The 12,942-nt window shown below is 45.8% G+C and carries 18 protein-coding genes, 1 tRNA gene and 1 riboswitch; of the genes, 13 read left to right on the forward strand and 6 right to left on the reverse strand.

Annotated elements, in window-relative coordinates; translation table 11 throughout:
* Positions 1-66 precede the first annotated feature (66 nt).
* Together C7R91_RS25380 and C7R91_RS25385 are read right to left on the reverse strand one after the other, a co-directional pair.
* Positions 67-142 (reverse strand) — tRNA-Thr (locus C7R91_RS25380).
* Between the two features lie 172 nt (positions 143-314).
* Positions 315-1,184 carry a YitT family protein gene (locus C7R91_RS25385; RefSeq protein ID WP_047074081.1) on the reverse strand — a complete coding sequence of 290 codons (870 nt, stop codon included), beginning with the start codon at positions 1,182-1,184 and terminating at the stop codon, positions 315-317.
* Between the two features lie 241 nt (positions 1,185-1,425).
* Here C7R91_RS25385 and C7R91_RS25390 point away from each other — a divergent pair, with 241 nt between their 5' ends.
* Positions 1,426-1,722, forward strand: a complete 297-nt coding sequence (locus tag C7R91_RS25390; protein ID WP_047074082.1) for a Fur family transcriptional regulator — start codon at positions 1,426-1,428, stop codon at positions 1,720-1,722.
* Positions 1,723-1,791: 69 nt separating this feature from the next.
* Here the strand turns inward: C7R91_RS25390 and pgoN are convergent, their stop codons facing one another.
* Entirely contained in the window at positions 1,792-2,634 is an 843-nt protein-coding gene (gene pgoN / locus C7R91_RS25395; protein WP_047074084.1) for a glyoxal/methylglyoxal reductase, read from the reverse strand.
* A 174-nt stretch (positions 2,635-2,808) separates the two neighbouring features.
* Here pgoN and C7R91_RS25400 point away from each other — a divergent pair, with 174 nt between their 5' ends.
* Positions 2,809-3,168, forward strand: a complete 360-nt coding sequence (locus C7R91_RS25400; protein WP_047074085.1) for a winged helix-turn-helix transcriptional regulator — start codon at positions 2,809-2,811, stop codon at positions 3,166-3,168.
* Positions 3,169-3,228: 60 nt separating this feature from the next.
* On the opposite strand, the gene C7R91_RS25405 is transcribed toward C7R91_RS25400, so the two are convergent.
* Positions 3,229-4,035 (reverse strand): serine hydrolase, encoded by an 807-nt coding sequence (locus C7R91_RS25405; protein WP_047074086.1) that lies wholly within the window; start codon positions 4,033-4,035, stop codon positions 3,229-3,231.
* Positions 4,036-4,200: 165 nt separating this feature from the next.
* Between C7R91_RS25405 and C7R91_RS25410 the strand changes: the two genes are divergently transcribed.
* On the forward strand, positions 4,201-5,313 hold the full coding sequence (locus C7R91_RS25410; RefSeq protein WP_047074087.1) for a GerAB/ArcD/ProY family transporter: 1,113 nt from the start codon (positions 4,201-4,203) through the stop codon (positions 5,311-5,313).
* A gap of 20 nt (positions 5,314-5,333) precedes the next feature.
* Here C7R91_RS25410 and C7R91_RS25415 read toward each other — a convergent pair whose 3' ends face one another.
* Together C7R91_RS25415 and C7R91_RS25420 are read right to left on the reverse strand one after the other, a co-directional pair.
* Complete coding sequence (locus C7R91_RS25415) at positions 5,334-6,014, reverse strand: copper homeostasis protein CutC (RefSeq protein ID WP_047074089.1); 681 nt, start codon at positions 6,012-6,014, stop codon at positions 5,334-5,336.
* Positions 6,015-6,032: 18 nt separating this feature from the next.
* Complete coding sequence (locus C7R91_RS25420) at positions 6,033-7,040, reverse strand: asparaginase (RefSeq protein WP_047074314.1); 1,008 nt, start codon at positions 7,038-7,040, stop codon at positions 6,033-6,035.
* Between the two features lie 172 nt (positions 7,041-7,212).
* Positions 7,213-7,256, forward strand: a riboswitch (PreQ1 riboswitch).
* Between the two features lie 95 nt (positions 7,257-7,351).
* On the opposite strand from C7R91_RS25420, the gene queC reads away from it, so the two are divergent.
* The 10 genes from queC to C7R91_RS25470 all read left to right on the forward strand — a co-directional run bounded on the left by queC (position 7,352) and on the right by C7R91_RS25470 (position 12,866).
* Positions 7,352-8,020: a 7-cyano-7-deazaguanine synthase QueC gene (gene queC / locus C7R91_RS25425; protein ID WP_047074315.1), complete on the forward strand. Its 669-nt coding sequence runs from the start codon at positions 7,352-7,354 to the stop codon at positions 8,018-8,020.
* The gene (gene queD / locus C7R91_RS25430) at positions 8,020-8,508 is read left to right on the forward strand and encodes a 6-carboxytetrahydropterin synthase QueD (RefSeq protein WP_047074090.1); all 489 of its coding nucleotides are present in this window, start codon (positions 8,020-8,022) and stop codon (positions 8,506-8,508) included. The genes queC and queD overlap by 1 nt, the downstream gene beginning before the upstream one ends.
* Positions 8,505-9,224, forward strand: coding sequence for a 7-carboxy-7-deazaguanine synthase QueE (queE, locus tag C7R91_RS25435; RefSeq protein WP_047074092.1), 720 nt, complete (start codon positions 8,505-8,507; stop codon positions 9,222-9,224). The genes queD and queE overlap by 4 nt, the downstream gene beginning before the upstream one ends.
* A 41-nt stretch (positions 9,225-9,265) precedes the next feature.
* Positions 9,266-9,763, forward strand: a complete 498-nt coding sequence (queF, locus tag C7R91_RS25440; protein WP_047074094.1) for a preQ(1) synthase — start codon at positions 9,266-9,268, stop codon at positions 9,761-9,763.
* Positions 9,764-9,901: 138 nt separating this feature from the next.
* Positions 9,902-10,105 (forward strand): hypothetical protein, encoded by a 204-nt coding sequence (locus C7R91_RS25445; protein WP_047074096.1) that lies wholly within the window; start codon positions 9,902-9,904, stop codon positions 10,103-10,105.
* 141 nt (positions 10,106-10,246) lie between these two features.
* Entirely contained in the window at positions 10,247-10,612 is a 366-nt protein-coding gene (locus C7R91_RS25450; RefSeq protein WP_047074098.1) for an HsmA family protein, read from the forward strand.
* Between the two features lie 224 nt (positions 10,613-10,836).
* On the forward strand, positions 10,837-11,514 hold the full coding sequence (locus C7R91_RS25455) for a hypothetical protein (protein WP_047074099.1): 678 nt from the start codon (positions 10,837-10,839) through the stop codon (positions 11,512-11,514).
* A gap of 139 nt (positions 11,515-11,653) precedes the next feature.
* Positions 11,654-12,010: a group I truncated hemoglobin gene (locus tag C7R91_RS25460; protein ID WP_047074101.1), complete on the forward strand. Its 357-nt coding sequence runs from the start codon at positions 11,654-11,656 to the stop codon at positions 12,008-12,010.
* A 179-nt stretch (positions 12,011-12,189) separates the two neighbouring features.
* Positions 12,190-12,369 (forward strand): hypothetical protein, encoded by a 180-nt coding sequence (locus C7R91_RS25465; RefSeq protein ID WP_039961628.1) that lies wholly within the window; start codon positions 12,190-12,192, stop codon positions 12,367-12,369.
* Positions 12,370-12,395: 26 nt separating this feature from the next.
* Entirely contained in the window at positions 12,396-12,866 is a 471-nt protein-coding gene (locus C7R91_RS25470; RefSeq protein ID WP_047074103.1) for a GNAT family N-acetyltransferase, read from the forward strand.
* Positions 12,867-12,942: the final 76 nt, after the last annotated feature.

The following is a 12,942-nucleotide window of genomic DNA, read 5'->3' on the forward strand; positions in this document are numbered from 1 at the left end:
CAGTTTTCAAAGAGCATTTCGCGCTATCAAGCGCTCCGTTTCATTTCCCAACTACAGATTAAGTAGTGGTGCCGGCGATAGGACTTGAACCCACAACCCCCTGATTACAAGTCAGGTGCTCTACCAATTGAGCTACACCGGCATTTGATTTGTTTTTCGTTGTGTGCGTTTCGTGTGTGTCCCGCTCACGAGATTTAATATAGCACGTATAAATTTTAAATGCAATAGAAAATCTAAAATAATTTCATTCAAAATAAAAATCGAACAAAAAAAGAGCAGTGGAATCACTCCCCACCGCTCCTTTCTTCTATATATTATCCCGCTCGAAAGCCCTCTCCTAACACTTCCTGAGCAGGACACAAAATAATGAACGCATCGGGATCCACCGAACGCACCATGATTTTTAGCTTGCTTACTTCACTTTGGCTGACAACTGCCATGAGCACCTTGCGTGCGTCTCCAGTATATCCACCAGCACCATCCAGCAAAGTGACACCACGGTCCAAATCATACAAGATGGTTTCTCTCAACGTATCTGTTTCATTCGAAATGATATAAGCGACTTTGGATGTATTCCAGCCCATCTGAACAATATCAATCGTCTTGCTGGTCACAAACAACGCGATAAGTGCATACAATGCTTTTTCCGGGTCGAATACAATCCCGGCAAACAAGATCACTAGCCCATCAAACACAGCTACACATGCACCCAAGCTAATTCCTGAGTATTTGTGGAGGATTTGCGATGCAATTGAAAAGCCACCCGTCGATCCTCTCCCCCGAAACACGATACCAATCCCAAGCCCTACCCCGATTCCTCCATAAATACTTGCAAGCAGAAGATTCGTGGTTAACGGCTGCAGGTGACTGGTCAGCATAACGCACAAAGGGAGAACAATCGAACCAACCGCCGCCTTCATACTGTATTGCCGATCGAGAAGTTTGAATCCTAATAGAAACAAAGGAATATTCATTGCCCATTGCACCACTGCTGGAGAAAAACCAAACAAGTTATGCAAAATCGTCGATAGCCCAGAAACGCCTCCAGAAGCAATTTGGTTTGGATTTAAAAACAGATTGAAACTAGTTGCCAATACTAGCGATCCTAAAACCAGCATGCCGTATTCGAGTACTTTTCGCTGCGGACTGTTCATCTGGATTGCGGTTCGTCTTTTTCGTGCCACATGGTTCCACTCCTGACATTATCACGTAAGCAAAATCCGCACATACACTACCATGTTTTGGTGGAAAAGAAAACCCCTATTTCCTCATCTCTCTTATGTAAGATTTACGCATCCTCCAGAAACATGCACCCTTAGGCCATGAGCCGGATAAGATACGGAAAGAAAAAGTTGACTGCACACAAAATAAAAAGGATAATTATCATATAGTAATCATTACAATTTAAGAACGGAGTGACCTGTAATGGATCATCATATTGTCAGTGTCACACAACAAGTCAAGCATCTAGGAAAAAGACTAACCATCCAAAGAAGAGCCGTACTCCTTTTTATGCTTACCACGCGGAAATACTATACAGCCAAGGACGTTTACCATGCTTTGAAAAACGAGATGCCAAACATCACACTCTCAACCGTTTACACCAGCCTGCGCTTTTTCGTGAAAATGGGCATTCTCAAAGAGCATGTTCACCACGACTCCCCCAATCAATTTGAATGTGTAGTAACGATGGACGATATTCAGTTGCCAGAAGTCATTTGATTCCTTTTCCTTTTCCTTAACGCAAAAAACTCCTGAAATCATCAGGAGTTTTTTGTATGCCGTCAGCTATTAAAAATCAAAGTTATCCGGGTCTGGACCAACTCGGTGATTTTGGTTCAACGCATGAATCATTTCCATGTCTTCTTTCGACAGTTCGAAATCAAATACAGATGCATTCTCGACGATTCGATGCTCTTTGGTCGACTTTGGAATGGTCACGACGCCATTTTGCAAATCCCAGCGTATAATGACTTGGGCAATGGACTTCTCGTATTTTTCTGCAATTCCTTTTAGTACGGGATTGTCCAATAGCTGGCCTTGCATAAGCGGAGACCATGCTTCAAATTGAATCCCTTGCTCCTTGCAGTAAGCACGCAGTTCATCTTGGGACAGGCGCGGATGGAATTCCACTTGGTTGACCATCGGCTTAATCTCAGCGTCTTTAAGCAGTTCCTCTAAATGATGAACGTGGAAATTGCTTACCCCGATTGCTTTTACCAGCCCTTTTTTGTACAGCGTCTCCAATGCTCTCCATGCTTCTTTAAACTTTCCTTCTACCGGCCAGTGAATGAGGTACAAGTCCAAGTATTCCAGCCCGAGTTTTTTCAGGCTCGTCTCATATGCTTCCAACGTGGACTCATACCCCAAATCCGCATTCCATACTTTCGAGGTAACAAAAAGATCTTCTCGAGTGATGCCCGCTTCCTGCAAACCTGCACGGATTCCACGGCCAACACCTTCTTCATTATTATAAATAGCAGCTGTGTCGATACTGCGGTAGCCATGCTTGATTGCTGTTTTTACAGCTTCCTCGAGCTCCTGACCTTCCTCTACTTTAAAAACACCCAGACCCACCCAAGGCATTTTTACTCCGTTGTACAGCGTAGTCGTATCTTGCAAATGTTTTGGCATAACTAGTCTCCTCCATTCTTGTGCTCTATGATAGTATGACTGTTTCCAGTCACCTAATGTGCTTCATGTCGTTTGACAAGTGTTATTATGAGATAGACTAACGAAAAGTAAAAGTACGCACTTTTTTGTGTGATAGGCACTAATAAGTACCTATCATCCAGGAGGAATTCAACAGTGAAAAAGAAGTACAACATATCAGTGGAAGCTACACTTGAGGTCATCGGCGGTAAATGGAAATGCGTTATTTTGTGTCACCTGACTCACGGAAAAAAACGTACAAGTGAGTTGAAACGACTGATGCCGGGCATTACGCAAAAGATGCTGACGCAGCAGCTTAGAGAGCTTGAAGAAGATGGCATTATCAACCGGATTATTTACAATCAAGTTCCGCCAAAAGTGGAGTATGAGCTCAGCGAGTACGGCTGGACCTTGAAAAGTATTCTCGATTCGCTCTGCTTATGGGGCGAAAAGCATATCATTAAGGAATACGGCGACAAGTATGCTGTATTGGAAGAAAGTATCTTAAATCAATAGTATAACGGCAATAGGTGAAGTGGCTTGGGTTTGCCATCACCATGTAAAAAAGCTGCCGATCTAATCGACAGCCATAATGGCGTAGTCATACACAGCTCTTCCCAGTAATCCTAATGTGTTCAGAGCGGATTGAGCGGTTACATTTTTGGATAAGGCCGTAATGGAAAAACAGCGATTGTTCGTATACAGCAAGCCTACATCGTGCTGTCTGCCGGTATCCCAGCCCGATTTACACGGCAGTTCCCACCCAGGATAATTGGATTCTTCCTCATTTGGCAATTGGGACGGCAGACCATTACGGACTTGCTGCTTTTTCATAATGGCGATCATCTCTTGGCAGGCACGCTGGGACAGATAACTGCCCGTTGCCAAATGACCTAGCATACTCGCAACATCCCCAGCGGTAATCTTATTGTTTTCTGCGATGTCGAGTGGATAAATCATCAGCTTGCGTGAATAATAGCTTTGGCGCATTCCCAAATCGATCATGGTCTGGTCGATTTGCGCTTTTCCTACCAAATCAATCAGCATATTTGTCGCTGTATTGTCGCTCTGAATAATCATGAGGGTCACCAAGTCGCGAATCGTAAGCTTCAAGCCTGGAGATAGCGCGTACAAAATCCCTGATCCCCCCACCAGATCCTCTTTGCGTAGAACAAGCTGATCATCCAATCGAAAATGCCCCTGCTCACTTGCAGCGAAAACGGCTGCCATGATCGGCACTTTGATAACACTCTCCGCAATAAACAGCTCGTCCGGTACATGTTCAAAACGGGTTCCTTTAGCTGAGCCTTGTTCCTCCACAACAACTCCCCAAGTCCCCTCCGCTTGCCTGATAATGGCCGACAACCTATTTTCCAACTCCACAGCTTTTCTTCCCTTCTCCGTTGCTCGTAGTTTCTTGACGCCTTCTTTTTATCATACTATTCCGAAAACGATTCAGACAAGGGACGGCGCCTGCTTACGGTTCGTTTATCCATCCTAAACTTGGAAATAATACGTAAGATAAACCTACGGACAAGGTGAGGCATCATGCAGAGCTCCGATAAGATTGGCGTTCGCCAATTTGTCATCCTTGTAACATTCATCACCATTGGAGATTCCATCCTAATCTTACCTTCCGTACCTGCAACCGAAGCGGGTCACGATGGATGGCTATCAGGATTGATCGGCATGGTACTGGGGCTTCCCATCGTATACTTGTTTTGTGTAGTCGGTCGCATCTATCCCGAACAAACGCTGATTGAAAAGAACAATCTCATATTTGGACGTTGGCTCGGCACGTTCTTCTCTCTCTTCTTTTTGGGGGCTGTGTTAATCAACGGCGTTGTCTATATACGGACGATCGGAGAATTCATGACCACGCACATTATGAAACAAACTCCCATTCATGCTGTCATGTTTTTACTCGTTGCCTGCGCAATTTTTGCCGTCCGATTAGGCCTTGAAGCTTTTGCACGGACGAGCGAAATCTTTTTCCTCTGGTTTGTCCTTACGTTCGTTTCGTTTTTTCTTTTGTTAAGCCCTCAGTTCCAATTCGAGAACCTTTTCCCCTTCTTGGAAAATGGCATTAAGCCCGTTATAAGAGGAGTATTTTCCGTGACCGCTTTTCCTTTCTCGGAGCTGGTTATTTTCCTTATGATTACTCCACTCCTAGATGCAAAACAAAAGCTCACATCTGCTTTTTTGCGAGGAGCGATATACGGTGGAGTTTGTCTACTTGCCGTGATCTTCTTATCGCTTTTGGTGCTTGGCCCGGAATTAGTTTCTCGTGAGACCTTTCCGAGCTACTCCCTTGCCAAGCGAATCCATGTAGGAGAGTTCTTTCAAAGACAGGAAGCGATGATGGCTCTCATGTGGTTTGTCTCCATCTATTTCAAAGTGGTCCTGTATATGTATGGTTTCTGCGTGGGTATAAAGCAGCTTCTTCATTTAAAGGAGCATCAGGCACTCACCTTGCCCATTTGTATCTTGTTTGTTGCCATCGCTATTATCGTCGTTCCAAACGGAGCTTTTTTATACGAATCGTATACGTACTGGCCATTCTTTGATTTAACACAAGGGTTCTTGTATCCGCTGATTCTCGTCGTCGGTTACTGGATACAGAAGCGAATGAACAACAAGCCGGCATCCCTCCAGAAGTAAGGTGTCGGCTTGTTTTATGCTTACAGTAGTTGTTTGATGGCAGCGACTCGCTCTGCATCAACATATCGGAGGGCCTGTCCTGCTTCTCGTACTGCCGATCCAAAATGAACCTCTTTGACACCCGTACGTTTCACGAGGTCTCCCACGTTAGCCAGCGACAATCCGCTTCCTGCCAAAATCGTGAGCTGTGTGTTCTCTGTCAGCTTGACGAGCTGTTCGATGCAATCAGCTCCCTCAATGGCCGTTTTTTTGCCGCCAGAAGTAAGAATGGTACGCACTTGTGGATATTCCAGGAGAATACGCGCTGCTTCCAGTTGATCCACAGCATCATCAAAAGCACGATGGAACGTCACATTCAATGCACCTGACTCGCCAAGCAACAGCTCCAATCCATGCTGATCTAGCCTGTTTTCTGGAGTTAGCATGCCAAATACGACACCTGCTGCGCCAAGTTCACGGATGATACGTACATCCTGCCGCATGACCGCAAGTTCCTCTGCTGTGTAATAAAATGATTGGCTATGCGGTCGCACCATGACGTTTACCGGGATAGAAACCGCCTTGACCACTGCCTCAATCAATCCCCAGCTCGGAGTAATGCCTCCCTCCAAAATTCCCGAGATAAGCTCCAGCCTGTCAGCTCCGCCCTGCTCCGCACGTTTTGCATCCTCAACTGAAGTCGCAATCACTTCCACTAGCATGATTCTTCGCCTCCGTTTCTAGCATTTGTTCAAGACAAAAACTTGTCGTTTCTCCCCGACCACCAACTGATTGTCGTTTTTAATGGCTTTTGGCGCCAGCGCATGCAGTCGGTCAATGGTTTCCTGGTTATCATACTGAATCTGCTCCAAGATCGACGCGATAATAAGAGGCCATACTAATTCAGAGCCATTTAGTACCTTTAGCGAGAAGCTGAGTCTCTCTTTTTTCAAAGCAAAGCCGTATACGCCCATCGCTCCGCCTTTGGCGATTATATTTTCATCCATTAAGAGGGCTGTACAGATGAAGTTGTGACTGGCAATGATTTTGGGACTGCTCGTCATCCAGCCTGTCACTCTCTCTACTGCCTCACGCGTCCCGTGATCCTCGATTAGATCCGGACAAGAGAGCTTTAGATAGGCGATCGCCAGGTTCTTGAGCGGCAACGCAAAAACCGGGAAGCCACACCCGTCGACGCTTAGCTGAACCTGCTCTTTTGGATAGTCAGCCAGGTCGGAAAACACCTTCAATGCCTCCTGTTGCGCTGGATGCTCTGCCTTGTAGTAATCATGAGTGGAAAATCCTTGATCTTTCGACAGCGCCAAGTACCCCAAATGCTTTCCCGCACAGTTGTGAAAGAGCCTACGTTTTCCTATGCCTTGGGACAAGCAAGCAAACTTCGGCTCCTCGTTGAGCGGGTATGTCGGGCAAGTTAGCAATTCGTCTTCCTGAATGCCGGTCTTTCGTAAAATCGACTCCAAGCCTTCCATATGATAGACTTCGCCACGATGGGAGGCCGCAAAGAGTGCTGCTTCGCTGCTATTCAGTCCGAATTTTTCATCAATTTTACGTTTGGCGATCGGAATGGCTTGAAAAGGCTTAGCTGCTGAGCGCAATAAGATGATATGATTCACATCGCCTGCCCGATAAGCCACTTCTCCTTTTTCATTCACGCCGCACACGATGCCGTTATGTACATTCTCCAGAATGCCACCGCGATATTCTTCCACTAATGGGACGTCTCTCATCAAAATCACCCGCTCCACTCCATGTTGATCGATTATGAAAAAAACACTAGCAGTAGCACCCTCCATCCGTCAATCTTTTTCCAAGCGATAATCCCCCACTTCGGCGTTGATTGTTGTATAATGTCTCAAGGCGCCCACTTGGGTTGCACAAATAAGAAATCCGTGCATCTGCACGGGAGAGGTTCGCGAACTCCCTCTATAAAAAACTAAGCCGGATAACAGTACCTTTCTTTGGTATTGTTATTGTTTTTTTGCAGGAAAGTTCAAGAACTCTCTTTCTTCGATACTTCAAAAGGAGATGGAGAGCAATGATGAAAAAGGAAAAAGCCGTTGTCGTCTTTAGCGGAGGTCAGGACAGCACTACCTGCCTGTTTTGGGCGAAAGAGCAATTCGGCGAAGTAGAAACCCTCACGTTTGACTACGGGCAGCGACACAAGCTGGAGATCGAGTGCGCCCAGCAAATTGCCGCAGAGCTCGGCGTCAAAAACTCCGTATTGGACATGAGCCTGTTAAACCAGCTCGCTCCCAATGCACTCACCCGCACAGATATTGACATTACCCAGGAAGAAGGCCAATTGCCATCCACGTTCGTCGACGGACGCAACTTGTTGTTCCTTTCCTTTGCGGGCGTCTTCGCCAAGCAACGAGGAGCACGTCACTTGATTACCGGTGTATGCGAAACGGATTTTAGCGGTTATCCCGACTGCCGTGACGCCTTTATCAAATCACTGAATGTGACATTGAATTTGTCGATGGACTATCCGTTTGTGATTCACACGCCACTGATGTGGCTGAACAAAGCACAAACGTGGAAGCTGGCGGACGATCTGGGTGCCTTCACCTATATTCGCGAAAATACCCTCACCTGCTATAACGGCATCAAAGGAGACGGCTGCGGCGATTGCCCTGCCTGCCACCTGCGAAAAGCCGGACTGGACACGTATCTTTCCGAGAAAAATCAACCTGGAGAACAGGCCTGATGAGCGCGAACTTTGATTTTCGTATTGTCGACCGCATGCAGGCACTGGGTACCCATATTCAAAAATCACAGCTTCGCTACCATAACAAACGCGTTTTGGTAAGCAAGGAATTTACTTTTGATGCTGCTCATCATCTGCACGCCTATGAAGGAAAGTGCAAAAACCTCCACGGCCACACGTACACGGTCGTCTTTGGCATCAGTGGCTTTCCGGACGAGATCGGACTCGTGATCGATTTCGGTGACATCAAGCAAATCTGGAAGGAGCACATCGAAATCTATTTGGATCACCGCTATCTGAATGAAATGCTCCCTCCGATGAATACCACTGCCGAAAACATGGTCGTGTGGATTTTTGAAGAGATGGAAAAGCAATTGCAGTCAGATGCCTACCGTGACCGCTACAACGGCGCTCGTGTGGAGTTCGTTCGCCTGTTCGAGACACCGACCAGCTATGCAGAGGCAAGACGGGAGTGGATGATAGAATGATCCCGGTCTTGGAAATATTCGGCCCTACGATTCAGGGCGAAGGAATGGTTATCGGACAAAAAACGATGTTTGTGCGAACAGCTGGTTGTGACTATCGTTGCAACTGGTGCGACTCCGCTTTTACGTGGGATGGATCTGCCCGGGATGAAATCCGGCAAATGTCGCCCGAGGCGGTCTGGGAGGAGCTCACTCGCTTAGGCGGGGACCGTTTTTCTCATGTCACGATCTCCGGGGGAAATCCTGCGCTTTTGGCTGGCATCGGTGACTTAATCGCCCTTTTAAAGGAGCATGGCATTCGCACAGCAGTCGAAACACAAGGCAGCAAGTGGCAACCATGGCTTCCACAGATTGACGACATTACGATTTCACCGAAGCCGCCTAGTTCCGGGATGGACACAGATTTTCAAGCGCTTGATCGAATTGTGCACGAGCTGTTGGAACAAAAACATCCAGGACTTAGCCTGAAAGTCGTTGTTTTCGACGACGCCGATTTTGCCTATGCACGCGCCATCCATCAGCGCTTTCCAGAGGTTCCTTTCTACTTGCAGCCAGGAAACAGTGACCTGACTGATGCTGATACGCCTCGGCTTCGGGATAAGCTTTTGGAGAGCTTTGAATGGCTGATTGATCAGGCGATGTCAGCACCGGACATGAATGACGCGAAGGTTCTTCCTCAACTGCATGCACTCGTCTGGGGCAATAAACGAGGCGTTTAAACGATATTTTACTTTCATCAAGAAAAGAGGACTGTACTCATATGGCACATCAACAAGAACGTGATTTATCCTCCCTCACTCTTTTGGGGAATCAAGGAACAACGTACAACTACTCCTATGACCCGAGCGTATTGGAGTCTTTTGACAACAAGCATCCGTACCGTGATTATTTCGTAAAATTCAACTGCCCGGAATTCACCAGCCTGTGCCCGATTACCGGCCAGCCGGATTTTGCGACGATCTATATCAGCTACATTCCTGATATCAAAATGGTAGAGAGCAAATCGCTCAAGCTGTACTTGTTCAGCTTCCGCAATCACGGTGATTTCCACGAGGATTGCGTCAACGTTATCATGAACGACTTGATCAAGCTGATGAACCCGCGCTACATCGAGGTATGGGGCAAGTTCACTCCGCGCGGCGGCATCTCGATCGATCCGTATTGCAACTACGGAAAACCGGGGACGAAGTACGAGGAGATGGCGAGCCATCGGATGATGAATCATGATATGTATCCAGAGAAAGTGGACAATCGGTAGAGTTTGATAGTTGTGAACATAGAAAAACCCTTATTGTAAATAAGGGTTTTTTCCTTTTCCAATTGGAAAACAAGGTCGTGATCGTTGGTGTGATTCTACTCCTTCTGCTACGTTTTAGGGCGGAAGGAGGTGATTACCATGTCCAAGCATCTGTATTTCTATGCAAGTTTCGAAGATGCAGCGCGACTCAATCGGGAGTTGATTCAGCTCGGCTACAGGAATTACTATCTGGAGCCACATGAACATCTGGTTGCTTTTGTTTTTGAACCAGTGACCGACGTGAGTCATGCGATCTTGAGACACTTGTTTCATGCAGATCGTCTATCGCACCTAGACAACTAGCTTTGCAGTACTGGTGCTCCTCATTTGAGGGGCATCGGTACCTCCATCTATACGGTCGTTCACGGTCGTTCATCTTATGTTCATGTTCAACGATTACACTTACAAGCGTAGTCAAAAGAAATGAACAGGAGATGATCTTACTTGTTAGCAGCAGCCGTGATTTTTATAAATCTTGCTCTCATTGCCTATACGATTGGGGTATGGAGCGAAAAACGTTCGGGAGAGCTAAAGAGGAAACACCTTATCTTTTTTGGTCTTGGCTTGGCATTCGATACGATCGGAACTACGTTTATGAAACTACTTGCTGACAACTCCAGTTTAAATTTGCATGGCATTACTGGGTTGATCGCTCTGATCTTGATGTTTTTCCATACAGTGTGGGCCTGTGTCGTCCTATGGAAAAAGAATGCACATCAAATCAAGCAGTTCCATAAATTTAGCTTGATCGTATGGATATTATGGCTTGTACCTTATTCCATTGGCGTCGCTTTAAGCTTTATGAAATAGGAGCCCACCTTACCTCAACCCTCTCAACCGATGAGAGGGTCTTTTGCTTTTCTCGCGGCTGTTCAACCTATCGTCAACTTTGCCTAGCATTCGACAATATCTCCTAAAGTAATCAGAACAATAATCGTATAAAATGTAATAAATTAGTATTTTCAGAAATATACAACTTTCGACTGACTCGATGATCGTTTCCAAACAACTTTTATCATGAAAGGTTGATGCTCATGTTTAAAAAAGCACTTATTATCCTGTCATTAAGTTCAGTCGTCGTAGTACCCTCTCTAGCCACACAAGTCCAAGGGGCAGCGCTCCCTACACAGGAAAAGGCAACCACCTACGCTTCCAATAAAAAAATCAGAAACGCCACGTATGGTGAAGAAATCTGGGTGTCGCTTACCTCACCTATTCCAGCCGGATGGGTTATCGTTAGAACTTTAGGAACGCAGAACCTGATCAAGAATATGAACGGTGCTTCTTATGGCACGGAGGTAGAGGTGCTGCTAGCTTCGCCTATCCCAACCGGATGGGTCATGGTTCGAGCCTTTAGAGGATCGAATGTAATCAAGAATATGAACGGTGCTTCTTATGGTACGGAGGTAGAGGTGATGCTCGCCTCGCCTATTCCTGAAGGATGGGTCATGGTTCGAGCCTTTAGAGGATCGAATGTACTCAAGAATATGAACGGTGCTTCGTACGGCACGGAGGTAGAAGTGATGCTCGCTTCGCCTATCCCAAAAGGATGGATCATGGTTCGAACCTATGGAGGATCGAATGTGATCAGAAATGTTAATGATGCTCCTAACGGAACACAGATTGAGGTACTGCAAGCCTCGCCTGTTCCTGAAGGATGGATTATTGTCAGTTCAGGTGGAAATTCGAAAGTGATCAGGAAAGTTGGCTAAAACAAAGCGCACATGACATGCATCTAGTCCGTAGGCTGACGTCGAAATGCAATCGGCATCAGCTTGCGGGCTTTTCTTTAATAAGTTTCCATCAATGGTGGAATATATAAGGGAAGCAATCGTCCTAAGGAGGCCAATAATGAGCACGTTTTATGAGAAATATGGTGGCGAGGATACGGTCGCAAAAGTAGTGGACTACTTTTATGATTTAGTTTTAGCTGATGACACCGTGAACCACTTTTTCAAAAACACCGATATGGAAAAACAACGTAAACACCAAACAAAGTTCATCAGCTATGCCCTTGGTGGTCCGAATCAATATTCTGGGCAGTCCATGGCAAAGGCTCACGAAGGAATGAATCTGCAACCCGTTCATTTTGATGCTATCGTTAGGCATCTGCGTGAGGCCTTGACTCACTTTGGTGTCAGCGAAGAAGATATTGCCGATGCTCTCGGCAAAGTAGGATCTCTACGGGATGATATTTTGTATAAATAACCGCGTATCAAAACGCCTAATCCAATGGTTCAGGGCCCCCCTTCCGTTCCCGCACCTGTTCCTCTCAGTGGCCCTCGTTTTCGAGTGGCCATTTTTAGTTTGTTCATACACATTTTGTAAAACTCTTAGCAATTCTATATAATAGGAGCAATATTTCAGCAATGGAGGCAGATTCACAAATGGAAGATCAATATTTTGTTGGTTGGGGTACATTAGCCCTCATCAACGCTGGACTAGCTCAAGGAAAAAACCGTAGCGGTCTTAATTGGTTTTTTCTCTCTTTATTTCTTGGCCCTATCGCAACGTTAATCATTGTAGTCTGGGAAAAACTGCCTGAGCAGAAAGACTTGTCTCAATGAGGACTATTGATAAGGAGGCACGCATGATGCAAATCCGAAATGTACAAGAGCAAGACTACCTCAAAGTTATTACGGTCCTCAATGATTGGTGGAGTGGACGACAAATGTCTGATATGTTACCCAAGCTGTTTTTTATCCATTTCCAATCGACGAGCTTTATTGTTGAAGAGAATGGAGAAGTCATCGCTTTCCTCATCGGCTTCTTGTCCCAGACGTTGCCCGGCGAAGCTTACATTCACTTCGTTGGTGTGCATCCGGACAAGCGAAAAGATGGATGGGGGCGCGAATTATACCACCATTTCTTTCAAACCGTAAAACAAAAAGGATGCGATACGATTCGCTGCATTACTTCTCCTGTTAATAAGGGCTCAATCTCCTTCCACACGAAGCTAGGTTTTGCCATTGAAAAAGGGGATAAAATAGTGGATGGAATCGATGTGTCTTCTAATTATGATGGAAAAGGAAACGACCGGGTTATTTTTGTAAAACAGATTTAAACTTACAGCCCTCTACTATTGGCTGATATTTGAGATTTTGAAACGTTTCGTCCCTTTACACGTAATTTCAGTTAAA

The organism is Brevibacillus formosus (genome assembly GCF_003013405.1).
GTDB classification, from domain to species: Bacteria; Bacillota; Bacilli; order Brevibacillales; family Brevibacillaceae; genus Brevibacillus; species Brevibacillus formosus.